22 protein-coding genes are annotated in these 21,768 nt (G+C 64.5%); 6 read left to right on the forward strand and 16 right to left on the reverse strand.

The window, feature by feature from the left end; genetic code table 11:
* The 4 genes from AB7G19_RS34970 (at position 1) to AB7G19_RS34985 (ending at position 3,358) form a co-directional block, all read left to right on the forward strand.
* Positions 1 to 894, forward strand: a complete 894-nt coding sequence (locus tag AB7G19_RS34970) for an MBL fold metallo-hydrolase (RefSeq protein ID WP_085403268.1) — start codon at positions 1 to 3, stop codon at positions 892 to 894.
* 11 nt (positions 895 to 905) lie between these two features.
* Entirely contained in the window at positions 906 to 1,874 is a 969-nt protein-coding gene (locus AB7G19_RS34975) for a Bug family tripartite tricarboxylate transporter substrate binding protein (RefSeq protein WP_085403267.1), read from the forward strand.
* A 31-nt stretch (positions 1,875 to 1,905) separates the two neighbouring features.
* A complete protein-coding gene (locus tag AB7G19_RS34980) occupies positions 1,906 to 2,445 on the forward strand; it encodes a VOC family protein (RefSeq protein ID WP_135215556.1) in 540 nt (179 codons plus the stop codon).
* Positions 2,446 to 2,545: 100 nt separating this feature from the next.
* Positions 2,546 to 3,358, forward strand: coding sequence for a class I SAM-dependent methyltransferase (locus AB7G19_RS34985; protein ID WP_085403265.1), 813 nt, complete (start codon positions 2,546 to 2,548; stop codon positions 3,356 to 3,358).
* A 10-nt stretch (positions 3,359 to 3,368) separates the two neighbouring features.
* On the opposite strand, the gene AB7G19_RS34990 is transcribed toward AB7G19_RS34985, so the two are convergent.
* Positions 3,369 to 4,334 carry a GlxA family transcriptional regulator gene (locus AB7G19_RS34990; RefSeq protein WP_135215555.1) on the reverse strand — a complete coding sequence of 322 codons (966 nt, stop codon included), beginning with the start codon at positions 4,332 to 4,334 and terminating at the stop codon, positions 3,369 to 3,371.
* 265 nt (positions 4,335 to 4,599) lie between these two features.
* On the opposite strand from AB7G19_RS34990, the gene AB7G19_RS34995 reads away from it, so the two are divergent.
* Both AB7G19_RS34995 and AB7G19_RS35000 read left to right on the forward strand, forming a co-directional pair.
* Positions 4,600 to 4,893 carry a hypothetical protein gene (locus tag AB7G19_RS34995; protein ID WP_085403325.1) on the forward strand — a complete coding sequence of 98 codons (294 nt, stop codon included), beginning with the start codon at positions 4,600 to 4,602 and terminating at the stop codon, positions 4,891 to 4,893.
* Positions 4,894 to 5,044: 151 nt separating this feature from the next.
* Positions 5,045 to 5,449: a hypothetical protein gene (locus AB7G19_RS35000; protein WP_063985350.1), complete on the forward strand. Its 405-nt coding sequence runs from the start codon at positions 5,045 to 5,047 to the stop codon at positions 5,447 to 5,449.
* Positions 5,450 to 5,542: 93 nt separating this feature from the next.
* Here the strand turns inward: AB7G19_RS35000 and AB7G19_RS35005 are convergent, their stop codons facing one another.
* From AB7G19_RS35005 to AB7G19_RS35075, 15 genes are all read right to left on the reverse strand, one after another.
* Positions 5,543 to 7,105, reverse strand: a complete 1,563-nt coding sequence (locus AB7G19_RS35005) for a L,D-transpeptidase (RefSeq protein WP_085403263.1) — start codon at positions 7,103 to 7,105, stop codon at positions 5,543 to 5,545.
* A gap of 220 nt (positions 7,106 to 7,325) precedes the next feature.
* Entirely contained in the window at positions 7,326 to 7,544 is a 219-nt protein-coding gene (locus AB7G19_RS35010) for a hypothetical protein (protein WP_085403262.1), read from the reverse strand.
* Between the two features lie 102 nt (positions 7,545 to 7,646).
* Positions 7,647 to 8,840, reverse strand: a complete 1,194-nt coding sequence (locus AB7G19_RS35015; RefSeq protein ID WP_085403261.1) for a CaiB/BaiF CoA transferase family protein — start codon at positions 8,838 to 8,840, stop codon at positions 7,647 to 7,649.
* Between the two features lie 88 nt (positions 8,841 to 8,928).
* Positions 8,929 to 10,143, reverse strand: coding sequence for an ABC transporter substrate-binding protein (locus AB7G19_RS35020; protein ID WP_167768139.1), 1,215 nt, complete (start codon positions 10,141 to 10,143; stop codon positions 8,929 to 8,931).
* A gap of 235 nt (positions 10,144 to 10,378) precedes the next feature.
* Positions 10,379 to 11,074, reverse strand: a complete 696-nt coding sequence (locus tag AB7G19_RS35025) for an ABC transporter ATP-binding protein (protein WP_063985355.1) — start codon at positions 11,072 to 11,074, stop codon at positions 10,379 to 10,381.
* Positions 11,074 to 11,865: an ABC transporter ATP-binding protein gene (locus tag AB7G19_RS35030; protein ID WP_085403260.1), complete on the reverse strand. Its 792-nt coding sequence runs from the start codon at positions 11,863 to 11,865 to the stop codon at positions 11,074 to 11,076. The genes AB7G19_RS35025 and AB7G19_RS35030 overlap by 1 nt, the downstream gene beginning before the upstream one ends.
* A complete protein-coding gene (locus tag AB7G19_RS35035; RefSeq protein WP_135215553.1) occupies positions 11,862 to 13,142 on the reverse strand; it encodes a branched-chain amino acid ABC transporter permease in 1,281 nt (426 codons plus the stop codon). Before AB7G19_RS35035 ends, AB7G19_RS35030 begins: the two co-directional genes overlap by 4 nt.
* Positions 13,139 to 14,086: a branched-chain amino acid ABC transporter permease gene (locus AB7G19_RS35040; RefSeq protein WP_038936438.1), complete on the reverse strand. Its 948-nt coding sequence runs from the start codon at positions 14,084 to 14,086 to the stop codon at positions 13,139 to 13,141. Before AB7G19_RS35040 ends, AB7G19_RS35035 begins: the two co-directional genes overlap by 4 nt.
* Before the next feature lie 119 nt (positions 14,087 to 14,205).
* The gene (locus AB7G19_RS35045) at positions 14,206 to 15,438 is read right to left on the reverse strand and encodes a branched-chain amino acid ABC transporter substrate-binding protein (protein WP_085403258.1); all 1,233 of its coding nucleotides are present in this window, start codon (positions 15,436 to 15,438) and stop codon (positions 14,206 to 14,208) included.
* Between the two features lie 245 nt (positions 15,439 to 15,683).
* Complete coding sequence (locus AB7G19_RS35050; RefSeq protein ID WP_085403257.1) at positions 15,684 to 16,808, reverse strand: mandelate racemase/muconate lactonizing enzyme family protein; 1,125 nt, start codon at positions 16,806 to 16,808, stop codon at positions 15,684 to 15,686.
* Between the two features lie 48 nt (positions 16,809 to 16,856).
* Complete coding sequence (locus tag AB7G19_RS35055) at positions 16,857 to 17,894, reverse strand: tagatose 1,6-diphosphate aldolase (protein WP_085403256.1); 1,038 nt, start codon at positions 17,892 to 17,894, stop codon at positions 16,857 to 16,859.
* Complete coding sequence (locus tag AB7G19_RS35060; RefSeq protein WP_085403255.1) at positions 17,891 to 18,850, reverse strand: sugar kinase; 960 nt, start codon at positions 18,848 to 18,850, stop codon at positions 17,891 to 17,893. The genes AB7G19_RS35055 and AB7G19_RS35060 overlap by 4 nt, the downstream gene beginning before the upstream one ends.
* Positions 18,847 to 19,920, reverse strand: a complete 1,074-nt coding sequence (locus AB7G19_RS35065) for an ABC transporter ATP-binding protein (protein ID WP_085403254.1) — start codon at positions 19,918 to 19,920, stop codon at positions 18,847 to 18,849. Before AB7G19_RS35065 ends, AB7G19_RS35060 begins: the two co-directional genes overlap by 4 nt.
* A 6-nt stretch (positions 19,921 to 19,926) precedes the next feature.
* A complete protein-coding gene (locus AB7G19_RS35070; protein WP_085403253.1) occupies positions 19,927 to 20,931 on the reverse strand; it encodes a zinc-dependent alcohol dehydrogenase family protein in 1,005 nt (334 codons plus the stop codon).
* An 8-nt stretch (positions 20,932 to 20,939) separates the two neighbouring features.
* A complete protein-coding gene (locus AB7G19_RS35075) occupies positions 20,940 to 21,767 on the reverse strand; it encodes a carbohydrate ABC transporter permease (RefSeq protein WP_085403252.1) in 828 nt (275 codons plus the stop codon).
* Position 21,768: the final 1 nt, after the last annotated feature.

Below are 21,768 nucleotides of genomic sequence, written 5' to 3' on the forward strand. Positions count from 1 at the left end.
ATGCGGCAGGTCAGGATCGGCAGCATGCGGATCGATCTCGTCAGCGAGATCCCTTCGCTTGCCTTCGAGAAGACCTGGCTGTTCGCCAACGTCACCGACGAGGTGATCGCGGAGAACCGGAGCTGGCTCGATCACCGCTATATCGAACCGGAGACCGGACGCTTCATCCTCAGCCACCACTCCTATCTCGTGCGCACGCCGCGCTGGACCGCCATCGTCGACACCTGCTGCGGCAATCACAAGCCGCGGCCGCGCGTGCCGGCGTGGGACAACCTCAACCGGCCTTACCTCGACAACATGCAGGCGCTGGGCGTTGCCCCTGAAGAGGTCGACTTCGTGATGTGCACGCACCTGCATGTCGATCACGTCGGCTGGAACACGCGGCTCCTCGACGGCCGCTGGGTGCCGACCTTCCCCAACGCACGTTATCTGATGGGACGCGAGGAGTACCGCCACTTCGAGGCCGCGCACAATGCCGCGCCGAAACGCCCGGTCAACCACGGCTCTTTCGAGGACTCCGTGCTGCCGGTCGTCGCCGCCGGCCTCGCCGAGCTGGTCGAGACCGATCATCGCGTGTTCAGCGATCGCGACGCAGGCTTACGCTTTGCGCCAGCGCCGGGCCACACCGCCGGCAACATGCAGATCCACCTCAATGGCGGCCACGATCATGCGGTGATGTCGGGCGACGTCATCCACCATCCCATCCAGTGCGCCGCGCCGTGGCTGTCGAATGCCGCCGACATCGATCCGGCCGCGGCGGTCGCGACGCGGATGGCGCTGCTGGAGGAGCTCGCGGACACGCCGAGCTATCTGCTCACCGGCCATTTTCCGGCGCCGACCGCCGGGCGCGTGATCCGGCACGGCGAGGCCTACAGATTTCATTTCGAGGATTAGGGGAAGCCATCATGATGCTGCGCACCGTCACGCTGTCGTTGCTCGCATTGCTGTCGGCGGCGCTGCCGGCACGCGCCGAGGATCCTGCCGCCTACCCCACCCACAAGATCAAAATGCTTCTGCCCTATGCGGCCGGCGGCGGCGGCGACGTGATCGGCCGCTTGCTCGCCGACAAGATGGGCAAGACGCTAGGACAGGGCGTCTATATCGAGAACCACACGGGTGCTGCCGGCACACTCGGCACGCAGATGGTCGCGGCGTCGCCGAACGACGGCTACACCATCACCGTCGGCGGCATGACCACGCATGTGCTGGCGCCGGCGATCTATCCAAAACTGCCCTACGATTCGATCAAGGATTTTACGACGATCGGACGCATCGGGACGTCCTCGATCATGCTGGTGGCGACCAAAGACTTTGCTGCCAATGACATCAAGGGCCTGATCGCGCTTTCCAAGAAGGGCGAGCCGATCCAGTACGGCAGCTGGGGCGTCGGCTCGACCGGACAATTCTGTGCGGAAATCCTGATGCAGCAGACCGGCATCAAGATGGATCACGTGCCGTTCAACGGCATCGCCAAACTCGCGGGCGACCTGCTTGGCGGCCACATCTCGCTCGCGACGCTCGACATGGCGACCGCGACGCCGCTGGTGAAGGACGGCTCTATCAAGGCGCTGGCCGCCTGCGGCGAGCGCTCGCCGAGCCTGCCTGACGTCGCAACCTACAAGGAACAGGGCGTGCCGTTCGACCGCAGCCTGTCCTGGGCGATGTATGGTCCCGCCGGCCTCGCGCCGCCGATCGCACAGAAATTGTCGGCGGCGTTGAAGGACGCGCTGGGCGATGCCGAGGTGAAGGAGAAGCTTTTGGGGCTCGGCATCACGCCGCAATACGTGCCTGGCGACGAGCAGCGCGACATCAACGCCCGCGACATCGCGGCCTGGAAGCAGGTTGCCAGGGACGCAGGCATCGAAGTCAAGTGACGATCGCGAGCGATCAGAAGGGAGCGCGGGCATGAGCCGCATTTTCGGCGCGGTGCGCCAGAACGGATACGTCGTGCGGGACATCCGGGCCGCGATGAAGCATTGGATCGAGGTGATGGGCGTCGGCCCCTGGTACTACATGGACCGCGTCAAGACCGACTGGTTCCGCCATCGCGGCCAGGACTCCGCGGTCGAGATGAGCATTGCGCTGGCCAATTCCGGCGATCTCCAGATCGAGCTGATCCAGCAGCGCAACGATGCGCCCTCGCTGTACAAGGAATTCCTCGACGCCGGCCACGAGGGCCTCCAGCACATGTCCTACTGGAGCCACGACTATCAGGCGCTCTACGACAAGGCACTCGGGCTCGGCTACAGGATAGGCCATGAAGGCCAGATCGGCGGAGACAAGGGACGCTTTGCCTATTTCGACACGCAGGCCCATCCAGGAACCATCATCGAAATCTCCGACATCAGCGGCACCAAGGGGCCGTTCTTCGAGAAGGTCCGGCAGGCGGCGATGACCTGGGACGGGACGCGGCCGATCCGCGAAGTCGGCGGAGCGAAACCTTAAAATCCGACCGCAGGATTGCGACCGGAAGAGGCCGCAGATGCGGTACGACCGCGATCCATGGTAGCATGAACCTCGTGTCCGAACCTTCAGCGAGGCAAGCATGTCCAACACTGACAAGGTTTTCGCCGGCTCGATTCCGAAAATCTACGACGAGTATCTCGTCCCGCTGATCTTTGCCCACTACGCCGCCGACATCGCGAAGCGTATCGCGGCTCTTTCCCCGTCGACGATACTGGAAACCGCGGCAGGTACCGGCGCCGTTACGCGGGCCGTGACCGCGGCGCTGCCTCCCGGCATCCGTTACGTCGCAACCGATCTCAACGAGCCGATGCTCGCGATCGCGGCGCAGCGCCAGGGTGAGGACCCGCGCATGACATGGCGTCAGGCGGATGCCACCGCCCTGCCCTTTGACGAAGCCGCGTTCGACGCGGTCTGCTGCCAGTTCGGTGTCATGTTCTTTCCCGACCGCGTCAAAGGCTATGCCGAGGCAAAGCGGGTGTTGCGACCGGAAGGCACGTTCGTATTCAACGTCTGGGACCGCATCGAGGAGAACGTGTTCGCTGACGACGCCACCGCCGCGCTCGGAAAAATGTTTCCCGATGATCCGCCCCGTTTCATGGTGCGGACGCCGCATGGCTATCACGACAAGGCCATTATCAGAGCCGATCTGGAACAAGCGGGCTTCCGCCACATCTCGATCCAAACGCTTGCTGCGGTGAGCCGCGCGCCGTCGGCCGAGTATGTCGCGATCGCGCTCTGCCAGGGTACGCCGCTGCGGAGCGAGATCGAGGCCAGGGATGCCAGCAAGCTTCAGGCTGCGACCGACCTCGTCGCCGAGGCACTCCGATCGCGCCATGGGTCCGGAGCGGTCGAAGGCAAGATTCAGGCGATCGTGATCGAGGCTCGGCCGTAGGTGCGGACCCTCAGCGCAGGTTTGCGCGAAGCTCGCGCACGCCGCGTCCGAGCCGTTCCCGCAAGAGCGTCCGGAGCGTCGCGCCGTCCTCATAGCCGACCTCGGCGGCGATCGCATCGACGTCGAGACCGCTGCCATGCAGCAGTGACTGCGCGCGCTCGACTCGCAGATCCTGAAAGTAGGAGAGCGGAGACTTACCGAGCACCGACTCGCACCGGCGCTGCAAGGTGCGTGCGCTCGTCGCGAGCGCACTGGCGGCCTCCTGCAGCGAAAACCCTTGCTTGAGATGTTCGCGCGCCCAGCGCTCGAAACGCTGGATGAGCGGATCGGCCTGCGCGAGGTGATTGGGAATGATGAAGGGCGCCTGCAGGGAGCGCAGGTCGGCGAGCAGATAGCGCGACACGACGGCCGCGAGCTCGGGGCTCGCCTGGCGTATGAACCACAGCGCAAGATCGAGATGCCCCATCGCAGCGCCCGCCGTGACGACGCGGTCCGATGTCACCAGCATGCGTGCCTCATCGAGACGAACATTGGGGTAGCGTTGGCGAAACAAGGGTGACAGCCACCACGTGGTGGTCGCGTCCCGTCCATCGAGCAGCCCCGCCTCCGCCAGCACGAAGGTACCGATGCAGGACGCGGCGATGCGCGCGCCCTCGGCGTACCAGGACTGGAGCTGTTTCACTGCCTCTCTGACATCGCGCCGGTCGAGCGCCGGAATCAGCTGTTCCGGCCGGCTCGTATTCAACGCCGGCACGATGACCCAGTCCGGCTTCAGATCGGATGTTACCGATTTGACGGGGATCGCAAAGCCCTGCCCGGATCGGACCTTCTTCCGCACGCCGACAATTGAGACATCGAAGTGGGGCGCTCCGCCCGTTTGAGCGGCTGCGAAATTGTTGGCGATGGTGAATGCATCGAGCGTCACGGTCAGCCCGGTGTCCCAAAATCCCTCCAGGGCGAGCAATTGAATGCGCATGGCGGAAACGCTCTCAAAGTTGTCGTTTACGACACTACCGTTCGAACGGAAGCAAGCCTAGCTTGCGATGCAACGGCAACCGGAACGAAGGCCTTCATCGCGATCGATAGATAAGAGCAATCATCTGAACAAACAAAGCTATTCCAGATGTTCGCTCGAGGAATCGATGGCGTAAACGCCTCTAAAAATGGCGTTTTTGCCAACATTGCAGGAGGCCCTTGATCCGATGCCGTCCACTGACAAGCAGCAATCCAAAGGAGCCCACATGAAAGTCATCGCCATCGGTAACATCGGCAAGGCACCGACACCCGAGCAGCGGCAGCAGATCATGCCGAGGGAAGTGCCGGCCACGCTCAAGCTCTATCTCGACGGGAAGATCGAGCAGTTCTGGTTTCGCCAGGACAAGCCCGGCGTGATCTTCCTGATGAACGTCGAATCCCTCGAACAGGCCAAGGCGACCGTGGAAGCACTGCCGCTCGTCACCCACGGCTTCGCCACTTACGAGCTGATGCAAGTCGGTCCGCTCGCGCCGCTGGGCATGCTCATCCAGGGCAGGTGACCGCGCGTCAGACCGACGCGACGCTTCCACCAACCTTCCGAACCGGCCCGCATCGCCGCCGTTCCACGGCGGCGATGCAACGTGCGGCAATCGCTGCCGGCGAAGCATGACTAAATGAAGAGCGTAAACCTCGGAACATGGAGGATTTCAAATGAAGCTTACACTCGCTGCCGGTCTCCTGGCATTCGCCCTGTGCCTGACCTCCGCCGTCCCCGGACGAGCGCAATCACCCACGCCACCGACACCGACCACCCGAATTCTCGCGATCGGCACGGTAAACCCCGGCGCCGATGTCGCCGCTGCGCGCGCCATCCTGCCGATGGAAGTGCGCGAGACGGTGAAGCTCTATCTCGATGGCAAAATCGACCAGTGGTACTCGCTGCAAAATCGTGTCGGCGTCGCGTTCATCCTGAACGTCACGGATATCGCGGCCGCTCATGACATGCTCGAAAAGCTGCCCCTGGGGCAGGCTCATCTCATGAGCTTCGAGCTGATCCCGCTTGGCCCGCTCAATCCGCTTCGGCAGTTGCAGGGCATGTCGACGGGTCCACAGTAGACAGCCGGTATGCCCGTCGTCGGCGCCGCTGCGGTCGCCGACGACAAATATCTTCAGCTCAGGCGATGACGCGGCCCAGCGCGGCGCGCCGTCCTACCAGAAGCCCCGCTGCATCGGCTGCGCCGGCTGATAATACTGATACTGGCCGCGGCGGCGCGGATTGACGGGCTGCGGGTTCGGCTGCGGCTGGAAGAAGAAGCCGAAGCCGTTGCCGCCATTGCCCCAGCTGTCATCGCTTGCCATTTCCATCGGCGGCGGCGCGGTCGGCTTGCGGGTGATGAAGCCGCCCTGCGGATGATTGCTCAGCACCGCGACGAACTCGGTGCGGTAGTTGGTCTCGGCACTCAGCGGCTCGTCCGAAATCACGATCGACGAACGCGGCAATGCCGTCGGCCCGATGCGATCCCAGACGTCCTGCGGAATGGTGATGCGGTCGAGCGCGTCCTTGGCGTCGTCGCCGTTCTCGATCGTGACCACGCTCCAGCGCAGGCCGGTATCGGCCTTCGCCATCGCGGTGAAGATATGCGTGCCGAGCGGCTGGTCGGGATTGCGGATGGTGACGGGCACCTCGATGCTGGTGTCGAACACTTCGCCGCCGCCATCCGGCGCCGGCTTGTGCGTGTTCCGCCGCACGTAGAGCTTCTGCGTCGCGCGGCTGATGTAAACGGACACCGGCTCAAGCGCGAGCTTGGCGTCGGTCGCAGCCGTCACGGCATCGGCCTTCCTGGTTGCCGCGACCTTTGCGGCCTCCTTGGTGGCGGCAACGGCGTCGCGCTTCGGCTGCGCGGTGGCCTTGGCGGCATCGAGCGCCGACGCAGCGTCGGCGGCCTTGGTCGCAACCTTCTGCTTCAGTTCCTCGGCCTGCGCCCGCGCCTGATCGGTCTTGGCGGCCGCGATCTTCTTGTCGGCGAAAGCGAGCTCGGCGTCGGCCTTGGCCTTCTGCTGTTCCAGCTTGCGCAGCGATGCGGGAAGCGACGCGGCCTCCTTCGCGGCCGCGGCCGCAGCCTTCTTGGCCTCGGCGGCAGCCTGGATCGCCTCCTCGGCTTCAGCGGAGAGCTTGTCGGACCGGTTCGGCACGGCCGCGATGGCCTCGCGCTTCGGCACGAACAGCGAGGGATGAGTGAAATCGATCGGGGCCGCGTCGTTCGGCGAGATGATCACGCGCATGCCGATGTTGGTTTTGTCGAACAGGCCCTCGGCAAAGCCGAAGGGCATCCGCACGCAGCCGTGCGAAGCGGCATAGCCGGGCAGCGGCCCGCCATGCAGCGCGATGCCGTTCCAGGTGATGCGCTGCATGTTGGGCATCCAGGCATCGTCATACATGGTCGAACGGTGGTCCTTGTCCTTCTCGACGATGGCAAAGACGCCGGCCGGCGTCTCGCGTCCCGTCGTGCCGGTCGAGACCGGCGCACGCAGGATCCAGCCGTCGGCATCGTAGAAGGTGACCTGCTGGCTCTTGATCGACACGATCGCCATGATCGGCTCGCCGGCCTCGCGCGGCGCCACCGCCTCGGCCGGCTGGCGGGCCTGCTTGGCCGCCTCGGCGCTTCCGCTCAGCGCCGTCAGGGCAACGGCCGTTGCGAGCGCAACAAGTCCGGGGGGCCGCCAACGCCGCATCGCCGTGGTGGATTGCGCCGTCGTCATCAGGTCTTTCATGCCATTCCCCGGTCCAGTACCAGTCCGCGCCTTACGTCGATCACGTCAGATTGCGATCTTTGAATTAAGAATTCGCAGCCACCTTGCGTTCCGTATCCGGCAATATTCGGACCTATCAGGCGGCAAATCTCTCATATACGAGGGCTCGCGCGGGCGGAAGATGGGCTGGGGCCGGAGCTGGCCCGGGGCTGGTCACGAATCGCTGCGGCACAATGTCCGGTTAGTGGGTACGGCGCCCGATCAGCCGGGTCATTGCAGCGCCGAACAGGCCGAACAGCGCATACACCATGAGCGGCAGAGCGTGCGCGGCAGCCTGCCCGACCGGTTCGTGCTCCACGATTAGCAGGACCGCGAACACGGTCAGGCTCAGGAGGACGCAGATGAGGGCGGCAGCAAGGCCCAGCCTGCGCAGAACGAAGGCAAAGTCGGCGGTGGTCATGACCGCATCCGGGGCGAAGATGAACAGACCTACGCTAGACCCGCCCGCGACAGCAGGATGTGACCGTCATCACAGAGAGTCGGTTCCCGAACGCCGGCCGGCTCAGGACGCGACACCAACCGCCTTGCTGTCGACCGCCGCCTGGATTTCCGCATCGCTCAGGCCGGCCTCGCGCAACACCTCGCGCGAATGCTCGCCGAGGCGCGGCGCCATGCGATGGATGCCGGCCGGGCTTTCCGAGAATTTCGTCGCGGGCCGCGCCTGCCGGATTCGGCCTTCGGTCGGATGATCGATATCCGCAAACAATGCGACGGCGGCGAGATGCGGCTGCTCGCCGATCTCGGTGAGCCGGGCGAAGGCGGTGTGCGGCACGTCCAGCCGCAGCAGCAATTCCTCCCACTCCGCGGTGGTGCGGGTCGGCCCGATCTCGCTCATGCGGTCATAGACCTTGTCGATGTTCTGGGAACGAAGCACGGGATCGCGCACCCCGAGTTCCTCGATCAGCTCGGAACGGCCGACAGCCTCGAAGAAGGCGCACCAATTGTCTCCGGAGTAAGGCAGCATCGTCAGCCAGCCGTCCTTGGTCTGCACCGGGCGCCGGTTCTTCATCCGCTTGTAGCCGGTCGGGCCGATCGGCGGATCGAACGCGTGTCCGCCCAGCATCTCGATGCTGTTGAAGCCGGCGATGGTTTCCAGCATGGGGACTTCGACCATCTGGCCCTGCCCGCTGCGCTCGCGCCGGAACAAGGCCGCGGACACCGCGCCGACCATCGCCATCGCGCAGATCTTGTCGCCGATCAGGCTCGGAACGAATTCCGGCTCCTCGTCCGATCCGATCGATGACGCAAGGCCTGAAGCCGCCTGGATGATCTCGTCGAATGCGGGGCGCGCCGCCCACGGCCCGTCCTGGCCGAAGCCGGTCGCCGCGGCATAGATCAGCCGCGGATTGAGCTTTGCGCAGGCCTCGTAACCGAAGCCGAGCCGCGCCATCGCCGCGGGTCGCACATTGGTGACGAGCGCATCGACCGTCGGGATCAGTTTTGCCAGCGCGGCCTTGCCGTCAGGATGCTTCAGGTCGAGCGCGAGGCTGCGCTTGTTGCGGTTGACGGCCATGAACTGGCCGCTCATGCCGCGGTTCCGGAACACGCCGGTGTAGCGCCAGGTATCGCCCGCGGGCGGCTCGACCTTGATGACATCGGCGCCCCAGTCGCCGAGCATCTGCGCGGCGTAGGGGCCGAACAGCACGCTCGTCAGATCGAGAACGCGGATACCGCTGAGGGGACCGGTCGGTGTCATCGTCGTTTCACTGTCGTTGGAGGAAGCAACTGTGGGATAAGACGGGCGGGCAAGGCTGTGCCAGCCCGCCCGTCACACTGCGTCGATCCTATTCGCCGATCACGTCGCCGAACAGCTCCCAGGACTTGCCGTTGAAGCGCGCCATCTGCAACTGCCGGATCGGCGTCACCTGCTCGGCCGAGGTGTTGAGCTTGATGCCCGGCAGCAGCATCGGCAATTCGACGTCCTTGAACGACTGCGTCTGCTTCATCAAATTGGCGCGGGTGAGGTCGTTGCCGGCGCGCTGCAGCACCAGCTCCATGATCTGCGCCATGGTGTAGCCGGTGACGTTGAAGACGTCGGCCGGATCGGCGCTCGAATTGTACGTCTTCATCCACTCGCGCCAGGCTTTCATGCCGGAATCATTCTCCCAGCGCGGATCACCGGGATCCTTCTGGAAAGCACCGGTGACGATGCCGACGGAATTGTCGAGCCCGGCCGGCACCAGCACGGAGCCGACGGAGTTGGAAACGGCGGGAAGGATGATCTGCGGCTTCCAGCCGAGCTCGGCGATCTTCTTGATCGCTTGCGCCGCGAATTTCGGCGTGCACTCGTTGAAAACAACGTCGGCGCCGGCGGCCTTGAACTTGACGATCTGGGAGTCGACGGTCGGATCCGATGTCTCGTAGGTGGCCTCGGACACGATCTGGTTGACGTGCTCCCCTAACCCTTCCTTGAAGCCGGCGAGATAGTCGCGCCCGGGATCTTCGTTCGGCGTGATGACGGCGATTTTGGCATTCGGCTTGTTCGCAAGAATCCACTTGGCATAGATGCGGCCTTCGGTCCGGTAGGTCGGCTGCGAACCGGTGGTCCAGGGAAAATGCTGCGGATCGTTCCAGCGGCTGGCGCCGCTCGACGGGAACAGCTGCGGGATCTTCTTGGCGTTGAGGTATTTCTGCGCGGCGATGTTGGGACCGGTGCCGAGCATCGAGAACATCGCCAGCACCTCGTCGCTCTCGGCGAGGCGGCGAATCTGCTCGACCGTCTTCGACGGCGAATAACCGTCGTCCATGCTGAGCAGCTCGACCTTGCGGCCGTTGATGCCGCCCTTGTCGTTGAGCATCTTGAAATAGGCGATCTCGGCGCGGCCAATCGCGGAATAGGCGGAGGCCGGTCCCGAGTAGGGCATGGTCTGCCCGAGCTTGATCGACGTGTCGGTCGCGCCGGTGTCGTAGTTTCCGGCCGTCGCGGCCGAAGCGGCGCCCAGCGCCGCAAGCAGAGCAACGACTCCACGGACCAGTTGTCTTCCCGACATGCTCGGCATCTCCTTCCCAGGCAAGACGCATCGACGCGCGAGCTCACAGGCTGCCGCCGGCGCCCTCCACTTTCTTCTTGGTTATCATCGGCCGCATCGATTGCGATGCCGGCGAGCGCGACGATACAAGGATTATGAAGCGTGAGATGTAGCGAAGAATTCAGATGCGTATGCGCGGCTTGCAGCCGTTCTATTTTGCGCGCTCGTTACACGGCAATGTGAGCGTCAGACCTCGAGCCATGCGTCAGACTTCAAGCCATTCCTGGCGCACGGCGGCATTGGCCTTGAGCTCGTCCGGCGTCCCCTCGAACACGACGCGGCCGTGACCCATGATGTAGACGCGCTTCGAGATCCGCATCGCGATCGAGAGCTTCTGCTCGACCAGCAGGATTGCGACGCCGGCCTGCGCGATGCGCGCAATGAGATCGCCGACCTGCTGCACGATGAGCGGGGCGAGACCCTCGGTCGGCTCGTCGATCATGATCAGGTCCGGATCGCCCATCAGCGTCCGGCAGGTGGTGAGCATCTGCTTTTCGCCGCCCGACAGCACGCCTGCGGCCGTATCGGCACGCGCGGCGAGATTGGGGAACATCTCGAGCATGTCCTCAAGCCGCCATTTGCCGGGGCGGCGCGTGTCCTTGACGCCGAGCAGGAGGTTTTGGCGAACCGTCAGGCTCGGGAAGATATCGCGATGCTCGGGCACATAGCCGAGGCCGAGGTGCGCGATCTTGTAGCTGGGAAGGCCGGCGATGTCCTTGCCCTTGAAGCGGATCGTGCCTTGCGGCGCGACCTCGCCCATGATCGCCTTGACCGTGGTCGAGCGGCCGACACCGTTGCGGCCGAGCAGGCTCACGACCTCGCCCGCGGCGACGTCAAGGTCGACGCCCTGGAGGATGTGGCTCTTGCCGTAATAGGCGTGGAGATCCCTGACCTCGAGCATCAATGCGCTTCCTCGCCGAGATAGGCTTCCTTGACCTTCGGATCGCGCCGGATCTCTTCCGGCGTGCCCGAGGCGATGATGTGGCCGTAGACCAGCACGGAGATGCGGTCGGCAAGGCCGAATACGACGCTCATGTCGTGCTCGACGATGACCAGGGTCTTGCCCTCGGTCAGTCGCCGGATCAGCGACACCGCGCGGTCGGTTTCGGCGTGGCTCATGCCGGCGGTCGGCTCGTCGAGCATGACGACCGTGGCCCCGCTCGCGATGGTGATGCCGATCTCGAGCTCGCGCTGCTCGGCATAGGTCAGAAGTCCCGCCGGAACATCGCGCCGATGGGTGAGATGGATGTCGTCCAGGATCTGGGCCGTGCGCTCGCGCACTTCCGGCAGGCTGTCGACGTTCTTCCAGAAGGCGTAGCGATGCCCCGTCGCCCACAGCACGGCACAGCGGACGTTCTCCCAGACCGACATGCGGGCGAACACGTTGGTGACCTGGAACGAGCGCGACAGGCCGCGCCGGTTGATCTCGAACGGCCGCAGGCCGGAGATCACATCGCCGTTCAGCTTCACCTCGCCCGAGGTCGGCTTGATGTGGCCGCTGATCAGATTGAACGTCGTGGATTTTCCGGCGCCGTTCGGGCCGATGACGGCGTGACGCTCGCCTTTCGCGACGCTGAGGTTGAGGTCGCGGATGATGCCGACATTGCCGAAGCGCTTTTCGACGGCGCGGACTTCGATGGCTGCGTTCTTTCCAGATACCGCTCCGCTCGTGCCAGATACCGCTCCGCTCATGCCAGATACCCCCGGTCACGGGCGACCGTCGCAGCCCTGTCCCACGCGTCCGCGATCCTCCGCCAGCTCAGCCGCGCGACGAACGCACCGCCGACGACGAGAACTGCTGCGGAAATCCACGTCACCGGGGACTTCGCATTGAAGGGAATGCCGAACAGGTTGATCGGGTCGCCGCCGGAATAGCGCGCGACCGTCTCGATGGTGAGGATGACGCCGCAGGCGAGCGCCAGGGTCGGCACAATAGCGACGAGATAGGACGGGATCACCGTCCACAGCGTTCCGGCGCGAACCAGCGGCCGGTGCATCATCAACAGGCCGGCGATACCGCCCGGCGCGAACATCACGATGCCGATGAAGATGATGCCGAAATAGAGCTGCCAGACGCTGGTGAGGCCTGTCAGCCCGAGCTGGAGATAGGTCACCAGGATCGCGCCGAGGATCGGCCCGAAGAAATAGGCGATGCCGCCGATGAAGGTGGAGAACAGCACCAGACCGGACTGGATCGCACCGAGCAGCGCGGAGTTCGCGATCTCGAAATTGATCGCGGTCAGGCCGCCGGCGACGCCCGCGAAGAACCCGGCAAAGCAATAAGCGAGATAGCGAACGACGTGAGGATCGTAGCCGATGAACTGGACACGCTCGGGATTGTCGCGGACGGCATTGCTGATCCGTCCCAGGGGCGTCCGGGTCAGCGCGTACATCACGATGGCCGACAGCACCAGCCAGAACGCGATCAGATAATAGACCTGAAGCTGCGGCCCGAACGACCAGCCGAACATCTTGGGCAACGCCGTGCGATCCGTGGTGATGCCGGCCTCGCCGCCGAACACCGAGCGCAGGATCAGTGAGGACGACGCCACCAATTCGCCGATGCCGAGCGAGATCATCGCGAACACGGTGCCGGCGCGCTTGGTCATGACCCAGCCGATGATGACAGCGAAGACGAGACCACCGATCCCGCCGAACAGCGGAATGAACGGCAGCGGGATCGGCCAGCCGTGCGACACCACCGCATTCATCATGTGGCAGGCCGCGAAGCCGCCGAGGCCGTAATGCACGGCGTGACCGAACGACAGCAGTCCGGTCTGGCCGAGCAGGATGTTGTAGGACAGCGCGAAGACGATCGCGATGCCGATCAGGCTGAACGACGTCAGCGAGCCGCCGGAGGAGAAGATCAGCGGCAGGACGATCAGCGCTGCGATGCCGATCAGCCAGACGCCGTAGAAGCGCAGGCCGTCGCCGGCGGGCTTCGATGTCGAAATCGGTTTGGCGGTCATGACTCGCGCGTCCCCATCAGGCCCATGGGGCGAACGATCAGAATGAGCACCAGCAGCATATAGGGAACGATCGGCGCGACCTGCGCGATCGTGACGTTCCAGATGTCGGTGAGGACCGACGGTCCCGTCGACGGATCGAGCGGTCCGAACGCACTCGCCAGCGAGCCGTTCAGCGCCACCGCAAAGGTCTGCACCAGTCCGATGACGAGCGAGGCGATGAAAGCGCCGGGCAAGGAGCCGAGGCCACCGAACACGATGACGACGAACAGGATGGGCCCGAGTGCTGCGGCCATGTCCGACTGCGTCACCAGGGCCGGTCCGGCAATGACGCCGGCAATGCCGGCGAGCGCGCTGCCGACGCCGAACACCACCATGAACACGCGCCCGACATTGTGGCCGAGATGCCCGACCATGTGCGGATGCGTCAGCGCCGCCTGCACGATCAGGCCGACGCGGGTGCGCTTGAGCACGACCAGCAGCGCCACGAAGATCACGACCGACACGGCCAGCATGAAGATCTTGTAGGCGGGATAGTTGGTCGAGAAGATCGTGAAGGCCGGGAAGTCGAGCAGCGCCGGCACGCGATAGTCGACCGGGCTCTTGCCCCAGATCATCGACACGATTTCTTCGATCGCAAAAGCCAGACCGAAGGTCAGCAGCAATTCCGCGACATGGCCGTGCTTGTGGGTGTTGCGCAGGCCGTAGCGCTCCACCGCCATGCCGATGGCGCCGACCAGTAGCGGCGCCAGCACCAGCGCCGGCCAGAAGCCGATCCACTTGGTGAGCTGGAAGCCGAAGAAGGCGCCGAGCATGTAGAAGCTGGCATGCGCGAAGTTGAGCACGCCCATCATGCTGAAGATGACGGTCAGCCCGCTCGACAGCAGGAAGAGCAGCATGCCGAACAGCACGCCGTTCAGGGTCGAAATGACAATGAGTTCAAGCACAGCGCACTCGTCTCTGTCCGGGGCCTGATGGCCCCGGTGAACATCGCCCAATCAAGAATAGTCCGGCCACCGCCTTCCCGCGACCGATGTCGGCCGCGGGAAAACGACGGATGTCGTGATTACGGCCGCGCCATCTTGCAGGTCGTGGGGACCATGGCCTGCGCCGTGTCGACCTTGGAGACGAGGTGCCAGCCCCAGCCGGTGTTTTCCTCGTCGAAGGGCTCATTCTCGGTCAGCTTGCCGAAGGAGGAAATGTAGATCGGCTGAAGGAACTGGTGGTCGTCCTTGCGCATGATGCCGGTGCCGCCGTCCAGAACCTCGAACTTCAGGTCCTCGAGCGCCGCCGCCACCTTCACGGGGTCGATCGAGTTGGCCTTCTCGGCAGCCGCCTTGAACATGCGCATCTCGTTGACCGCACGCGGGTACCAGAGCGACAGATTGACCTTGGCGCGGAACGCCTTCTCGTAATCCATCGCAACCTTGTTGCCGGAATTCGCAAAGCCTTCGGTGATCTGGAAGACCTGATGATCGAGACCGGTCTGCTTGACGGCAGTGGGGCCGCCGGCGCCGCCGGCATAATAAGTGTACCAGTTGACCTTCAGGCCGGCGTCAGCGGCAGCCTTGAGCAGCAGAGCGAAGTCCTGGCCCCAGTTGCCGGTAACGACGCTGTCGGCGCCGGACGCCTTGATCTTGGCGATATAGGGCGAGAAATCGGTGACCTTCAGCAGCGGATGCAGCTCGTCGCCGACGATCTGGATGTCGGGCCGCTTGGCGCCGAGCATCTTGCGCGCGTCGGAGCGGACGGACTGACCGAACGAATAGTCCTGGTTGATCAGGTACACCTTTTTGATCGAGGCGGTGTCCTTCATGTAGTTGGTGAGCGCCTCCATCTTGATGTCGGAGCTCGCATCCCAGCGGAAATGCCAGTAGCTGCACTTCTCGTTGGTCAGGCTGGGATCGACGGCGGCGTAGTTGAAGTACAGCACTTCCTTGCCGGGATTGCGCGTGTTGTTCTTGGTGACGAAATCCGACAGCGCCGCGCCGACGGACGAGCCGTTGCCTTGCGTGATGTAGTGGACCCCGGCGTCGATCGCCTTCTGGGCCTGCACCAGGCTTTCCTGCGGATTGGTCTTGTTGTCGAGCGGCACGATCTCGATCTTGTGGCCGAGAATGCCGCCCTTGGCGTTGAGCTCGTCGGCCAGATACTGGAATGTCTTCAGACCACCCTCGCCGACGCTGGCACCACCGCCGGAGAGCGGATCGATGTAGCCGATCTTGAGGGTGTCCTCAGCCGACGCGGCATGACCGAGCATCGGGGCGATCACGGCAATGGCCAAAGTGAGCTTGCGCATTTTTTCGTTTCCTCGCTGGCTATCGACTTTAGTCGATGGGCTTTTTGCGCATGTTGCAGCGCAATTGCAGATCCCTAATGAGCAGAACGAACTTTGATTTTCAAGCTCGGCGAGACATGGCTCCGGCCATCGTTATGAAATGTGAAGGCGGCTACCCGTCTCGCCGGCAGCTTTCCGCGACGAGGAATAGAACGCAAGGGGAAACTGGCCTGCGCGGCGCCTGACGACGCAGGTGTCGCAGCCGTCTACAGGCTGCGATAGTTCGCGATTCCCGACAGGTCGGGCGTGAATCCGAGCCCCGGTTCCTCGCCGAGGACGATCGTACCATCCGTGACACTGGCAACGGCACCGCAGAACCGGTCGCGCAGCGGATTGTCGTTGGCATCGACCTCGAGCCAACCGTCGCCGCCGATGCCCGCCAGCAGATGCGCCGAGGCGAGCAGTCCGATGCCGCCGCCGAGATAATGCGGGCAGAACGTCTTGCCCGCCTTCAGAATGTCGCGCGCGACGCCAGCGCATGCGCTCAGTCCGCCCCATTTCGCGATGTCGGGCTGAACGACGCCGAGCACGTCTTCGGCCAGGACGTCCTTGAATCCCTCGACGCTCGAAATGTTCTCGCCCGCGGCAATCGGCATTTTCGCGGCTGCCCGCAGCCGGCGCCATTCCTCGCGCGGCCGGTCGGCGCGGATGGGCTCCTCCAGCCATCGCAGATCGAACGCGGCCAACCGCGGCACCATCTCCAGCGCCTGATCGACCGACCAGCCCTGATTGGCATCGGCAGCGAGCATGCCTGCACCGACGATCGCGCGCAGCGCGGCCAGATTGGCGAGGTCGGTCTCGGCACCGAAGCCGACCTTCAGCTTCAACGCGCGATGGCCACGCGCGAGCGCGGCTTCGGCCGTCTGCGCGGCGCCGCCCGGATTGATGCCGCTGGCATAGACCTTGATCCTGCGCGACTGCCCACCGAGAAGCCGCCACAGCGGCAAGCGCCGCCGACGCGCGGAGAGGTCCCACAGCGCGAGATCGATGCCCGAAACAGCCTGCGCGAACGGACCGGGCTCGCCGCATTGAAGCGCCAGCACTTCGGTCCCCTTCGTCAGGACCTCGAAAGCCTGGGCGGGACTGTCGAACCTGCGCCCGACAAGCCCCGGAGCCAGCACTTCATTGACAAGCCGGGCGCGGTGCTCGGCGCCCGGTGCAGGAAAGTTGGACCAGGCTTCGCCCCACCCCTCGACACCGTCCTCGTCGAGCGCGCGAACGAAGACGGCCGGACGGTTGAGCATCTTGCCGAACGACGTCACCACCGGCGTCGCCAAGGGATAGCGATAGCAGAAGGCCTCGATCGAGCGGATGGTGAAGCTGTCAGTCATGTTGCAGATCCTGCGATCGAGTTGAGACCACGCGGGACCGTTACCATCTCAGTAGGCGCGCGCGAAGTCACCTTCCTGCTTGATATCAGCGAACACCGGGAAGCGCGCCTTCCACGGCGTGCCCTTGGCCGTGGTCAGTTGATTGAGCCGTTCCAGCACCCCGAGGCCATCCTTGCGCAGGCTGGCCGACACCGCTGCGCGGTCCGGAAAGTTCTTCAGGACGGCATCCAGCCAGATGGTACGGCCCGCCAGGAAACCGCTTGCGCCTGCGGCATAGGAGTAGTCGAGCACGCGCTCGAACTTTTCAGGCGCAGCGCCGCCCGACAGCAACACCCAGGGGATGCTGCGTTCGCGGCAGATATCACCGATCGCATCGAACTCCTTCTGCGCCGCCTTTGCTTCCGTGCTGCCGTCACGCGCCGGCAGGCTGTTGGCTGCAAGCGGGCTCTCCAGCTTGAGAAGATCGACGCCGTATTCAGGCTTTGCGAATTCACGCACGCTGTCGATGACGAGGCCCGGGAGCTTGCCGGGCGATTCCACGTAATCGGCCGTGTGATTGGCGCTGCCGAGGAACGGGTAGACCAGCAACTCGAGCACGTACGGGATATCGTGACGGGCGCAGTCTTCGCCGATTTCGCGCACGAAACGCTTCTGGTGCTCGTTCACCGCGGCATCGGCGTCCGGCCGGTACCAGGCCAGCACCTTGACGGCGTCGCCGCCCATGGCGCGGATCTTCTCCACGCTCCAATTGGTGATCGCGCGCGACTTGCGGCCGCCCGCGGTTTCCTCAACGCGGTGCTCTTCCAGCGTCATGATCAGACCGCAGCGCGGCGGCAGCAGGTCGATCGCGGCAGGCACTGCGAAGTTCGGGTCGAACAGCATCGAGCTGCAATGCGGCGCGAGGTTCTCGACCAAGAGACGCTTGGCCGCCGTGACGTCGGAATATTCGACCTGGTCCCGCGTGATCCCCTTTGCCTTCGCAATGGCATCGAACAATGGCGGCCGCTGATCCAGCGCGACCATGCGAAAATGGCCATCCGCGTCAGCAAGCCGTGCCAGGCCGCGGTTCTTTCCAATCGTTCTCATGGCTTCGTCCTCATGAATACAAGACACTCGTTGATATCGGGGATTCCGTTCCGGCCGCCGGCGTGGCGGCATTTCATGGCGGCCGTCGCCGCCGAAAACGCCATGGCGGCGCGCACATCGAGGCCGGCGCCGATCGCGAGCGCATAGGCGCCGTGGAAGACGTCGCCCGCGCCCGTGGTGTCGACGACGTCGACGGCGTAGGCGGCCTGCCGGTGCAGCTGGCCGTTCTCGTACCAGCTCACGCCGCCCTCGCCGCGCGTAACGGCGATGACGCGGCAGCCGAAGCGCGCAAGGGCTGCGAGAGATCTATCTTCGGCCGAGCCGGCAAAGGCGGCGAGCGCGGGCTCGGAGAAGATGGCGTGATCGGCTAAGGGCAGCAGCCGCTCGAATACCTCAGCATCGGCCATGTCGCCGTCGAGCACCGTCGGAATGCCGCGCGATCGCGCTTCCCGAAACAACGTCGCGGCGCCTTCGACCCAGCGCGGATCAGCCAGCACGGAGGACGCGCGCGCTACGGCTTCGAGCGGAAGCCAGTCTGCGGTCTCTGGGTAAAGGCCACGGAAATTCACGATCTGCCGCTCGCCGCTGCTATCGACGATGATCCCGGAGACCGACGAGCGGCCATCGGGGAACAGCCGGAAATTCTCGACATCGACGCCTTCAGCGGTGAAGGCCGATTTCATCTCATGGCCCGCGGCATCATTCCCTGCCCGCCCCCAGAACGCGACGGATGCGCCGAGCTTTGCCACCGCAACAGAAGCGTTGGCGGCCATGCCGCCGCCGAGCGTGCCGTACTCGACCGCCTTGATCTTCTCGCTTCCACCCGCGAACGGCCGATCGACGCGCCAGACCTGGTCGAGCGCGGACAGGCCGAGGCAGATCACGTGCACGGGCTTCGTGCCGGACGCGAGGTCCGCCAGCGCCGAGAGATCGCCGATGTTTGCCGACGCACTCACCGCAAGACCTGTCCGTTGGATGCAGCGAACAAATGCGTCTTGCCCGACTGTGGGCGCAGATTGATGCGATCACCAACCTTCGGCCGCAGCGCCGGATCGACCCGCGCGATGGCGGAGCCGCCGGCGAGATCGAAATGGATCAGCGTGTCCGAGCCGAGCGGCTCGACCAGCCTGACGTTGATCGCGATGCCATCAGCGGCATCCGCAGCCACAGCAAAATGTTCGGGGCGAATGCCCAGCACGGCGTTGCCGGCCTTGCTCAGGCAGCCAGCGGTCTCGCCGTCCAGCGGCACCACCGTTCCGCCTTGCGACAGGATCGCGCGCTCCTGACGCCATTCGACCGGGAAGAAATTCATCGCGGGCGAGCCGATGAAGCCGGCGACGAACTGGTTGGCGGGCCGCTCGTAAACCGTCTCCGGTGTATCGTATTGCTGGATCGTGCCGCTCTGGAGCACGACGATCCGGTCGGCCATGGTCATGGCCTCGATCTGGTCATGTGTCACGAAGACCATGGTGGTCTTCAGCTCCTGCGACAGCGCCTTGATCTCCGCCCGCACCTGCCCGCGCAGCTTCGCATCGAGATTGGAGAGCGGCTCGTCGAACAAAAAGGCCTTGGGATTGCGCACGATGGCGCGGCCCATGGCGACGCGTTGGCGCTGGCCGCCGGACAACTCCTTCGGCTTGCGGTCGAGATAGGGCTCGATGTGCAGCAGTGCGGCCGCACGCCTCACGCGGGCGTCGATCTCGGCCTTCGGTGTGCCTCTCAGCTCCAGCGCAAACGACATGTTGTCGTAGACCCGCATGTGCGGGTAGAGCGCGTAATCCTGGAACACCATCGCGATATCGCGTTGCGCAGCCTGGACGCCGTTGACGCGCCTGTCGCCGATGTAGAGATCGCCCGACGAAATCGGCTCGAGGCCCGCGATGATCCGCAGCAAGGTCGACTTGCCGCAGCCGGACGGGCCGACGAACACGACGAATTCGTGGTCCGCGATCTCCAGATTGAGATCGGGGATCACGGTGAAATTGCCGTAGCGCTTGGTGAGGTTGCGGATCGAGATCGAAGCCATGATCGCTCAGTCCAGTGCCAGCACGGGCTTGATCAGCTCGCCCTTGGCGAAGCGGGCGAAATTCTCTGGCAGAGCCGACAGGCCGAACTCGCCATCGACCAGGACGCGGTACTCGTCCTTGTATTTGCGCAGCAGCTCGACATTCGGCTCGAAATCCGAGACCGGGAAATAGAAGGTCCGGATCATGTAAAAGTCCTTGCGGCGGAAGACCTTGCCTTCCTCGATGGTCCAGGGCGCGGCGTTCTCGCCGACCAGCACCAGCGCACCGCGCGGCAGGACCAGCTCGATGCCGAGGTTGCGCGCCGCATGGGCGCCGGAGCATTCCATGATGAGGGCGAAGCGCTTCGAGGTATCTCCGACCGGGTGCGCCTTTGCGCCAAAAGACTGTGCGATCTTCAGCCGTGCCGCGTTGGGATCGGCAACGTGGATGTCGTCGTAGCCGAGCGCGCGGAGCGCCAGCACGACGCCAAGGCCGACAGGCCCCGCGCCCATGACGAGAACTGGACCGGCCTCGCTCGGCGGCACCACGCGGCTGACAAAGCGGACGGCGTGGCCTGAGGTGCCGATGGTGTCGAGCAGCAGCGGCGCAAGGCTGTCCTCGATATCATCAGGCACCGGCAGCAGGCAGTTTTCCGGCACCGGCACATATTCGGCATAGCCGCCGGGCCTGTTCCAACCGATCAGGCTGGAGACTTCCAGGCACATCTGGGTATCGCCGCGCTTGCAAGCGGGGCAGTGGCCGCAGTGCAAGGGGATATAGACGGCGCAGCGGCGGCCATGCAGGCGATGACCGGGCTGTTCGACGACACCAAAGATCTCATGGCCGGCGGTGAACTCGGCGCCCTTGTGCCAGAGCTTGAAGTCGGAGCCGCACAGCGCGGTGCGCGAGACGCGGACGAGCACTTCACTTGGGCCGACATCGGGCATCGCGACGCGCTCGATGGTGATGCGGTCATTGCCGTGGAAGACCGCGGCCTGCATGATCGAGTTCGGACGGGGCGACACGTTCATTTCGATACCTAGCCTTTCACCGCACCGAGCGTCAGTCCGGACACCAGCCAGCGCTGAACCAGGGCCGCCAGCACCAGCGGCGGCAACGCGATCAGCGTCGCCGCAGCCATGAGAGCGCCCCATTGCGTTGAGCCCTCACCGATGAAGTTGAAGGCCGCCGCGATCAGCGTCTTGGTGTCGCCGTTGGAGAGCACCAGCGCAAACAGGAAGTAGTTCCACGAAAACACGAAGGCGAGGATCGCCGAGACGGCGACGCCTGATGCCACCAGCGGCAGCGCGATGCGCCAGAGGATGCGCGTGACGCTGCACCCATCCACCTGCGCCGCCTCGAACACGCTGCGCGGAATGCCGTCGAAGGACGGCAGCAAAACCCAGATCACGATCGGCAGCGTGATGACGGCATGGCTGAGGATCAGCGCGGTGTAGGAGCCGATCATGCCGACCTGCCGGAACATCACGTACCACGGCAGCAGGAACAACGTGCCGGGCGCCATGCGCGCGGCGAGGGTCAGGATGGCCGGCCACGAAATCCGCGTCCAGGAGACGGCGAAGGCAGCAGGAATTCCAAACAGCAGACCGAGTGCGGTCGAGCCAACGGTGACGATGAGACTGTTGAGCGCGTAGCTGAGGAACGGTGTGGTCCTGGTCAGCTCGACATAGTTTTCCAGCGTCGGCGAGAAGCTCAGCGTCGGCGGATAGGCGGTGACCTCGAACGACGGCTTGAACGAGGACAGCACCATCCAGACCGTCGGCGCCATGATGAGCACGCCGGCGAGCAGGAGCTGCACCGTGTTGAGCCAGCGGATCCAGCGGTCGGTGTTGGCGGCATCGTTCATG

This window comes from Bradyrhizobium sp. 215_C5_N1_1 (genome assembly GCF_052075935.1).
GTDB classification, from domain to species: Bacteria; Pseudomonadota; Alphaproteobacteria; order Rhizobiales; family Xanthobacteraceae; genus Bradyrhizobium; species Bradyrhizobium barranii.

Bases quoted from the DNA above. Each gene is read 5' to 3' on its own strand.
- AB7G19_RS34970 (WP_085403268.1), top strand. From the start codon at position 1: ATGCGGCAGGTCAGGATCGGCAGCATGCGGATCGATCTCGTCAGCGAG.
- AB7G19_RS34975 (WP_085403267.1), top strand. From the start codon at position 906: ATGATGCTGCGCACCGTCACGCTGTCGTTGCTCGCATTGCTGTCGGCG.
- AB7G19_RS34980 (WP_135215556.1), top strand. From the start codon at position 1,906: ATGAGCCGCATTTTCGGCGCGGTGCGCCAGAACGGATACGTCGTGCGG.
- AB7G19_RS34985 (WP_085403265.1), top strand. From the start codon at position 2,546: ATGTCCAACACTGACAAGGTTTTCGCCGGCTCGATTCCGAAAATCTAC.
- AB7G19_RS34990 (WP_135215555.1), bottom strand. From the start codon at position 4,334: ATGCGCATTCAATTGCTCGCCCTGGAGGGATTTTGGGACACCGGGCTG.
- AB7G19_RS34995 (WP_085403325.1), top strand. From the start codon at position 4,600: ATGAAAGTCATCGCCATCGGTAACATCGGCAAGGCACCGACACCCGAG.
- AB7G19_RS35000 (WP_063985350.1), top strand. From the start codon at position 5,045: ATGAAGCTTACACTCGCTGCCGGTCTCCTGGCATTCGCCCTGTGCCTG.
- AB7G19_RS35005 (WP_085403263.1), bottom strand. From the start codon at position 7,105: ATGAAAGACCTGATGACGACGGCGCAATCCACCACGGCGATGCGGCGT.
- AB7G19_RS35010 (WP_085403262.1), bottom strand. From the start codon at position 7,544: ATGACCACCGCCGACTTTGCCTTCGTTCTGCGCAGGCTGGGCCTTGCT.
- AB7G19_RS35015 (WP_085403261.1), bottom strand. From the start codon at position 8,840: ATGACACCGACCGGTCCCCTCAGCGGTATCCGCGTTCTCGATCTGACG.
- AB7G19_RS35020 (WP_167768139.1), bottom strand. From the start codon at position 10,143: ATGCCGAGCATGTCGGGAAGACAACTGGTCCGTGGAGTCGTTGCTCTG.
- AB7G19_RS35025 (WP_063985355.1), bottom strand. From the start codon at position 11,074: ATGCTCGAGGTCAGGGATCTCCACGCCTATTACGGCAAGAGCCACATC.
- AB7G19_RS35030 (WP_085403260.1), bottom strand. From the start codon at position 11,865: ATGAGCGGAGCGGTATCTGGCACGAGCGGAGCGGTATCTGGAAAGAAC.
- AB7G19_RS35035 (WP_135215553.1), bottom strand. From the start codon at position 13,142: ATGACCGCCAAACCGATTTCGACATCGAAGCCCGCCGGCGACGGCCTG.
- AB7G19_RS35045 (WP_085403258.1), bottom strand. From the start codon at position 15,438: ATGCGCAAGCTCACTTTGGCCATTGCCGTGATCGCCCCGATGCTCGGT.
- AB7G19_RS35050 (WP_085403257.1), bottom strand. From the start codon at position 16,808: ATGACTGACAGCTTCACCATCCGCTCGATCGAGGCCTTCTGCTATCGC.
- AB7G19_RS35055 (WP_085403256.1), bottom strand. From the start codon at position 17,894: ATGAGAACGATTGGAAAGAACCGCGGCCTGGCACGGCTTGCTGACGCG.
- AB7G19_RS35065 (WP_085403254.1), bottom strand. From the start codon at position 19,920: ATGGCTTCGATCTCGATCCGCAACCTCACCAAGCGCTACGGCAATTTC.
- AB7G19_RS35070 (WP_085403253.1), bottom strand. From the start codon at position 20,931: ATGAACGTGTCGCCCCGTCCGAACTCGATCATGCAGGCCGCGGTCTTC.
- AB7G19_RS35075 (WP_085403252.1), bottom strand. From the start codon at position 21,767: ATGAACGATGCCGCCAACACCGACCGCTGGATCCGCTGGCTCAACACG.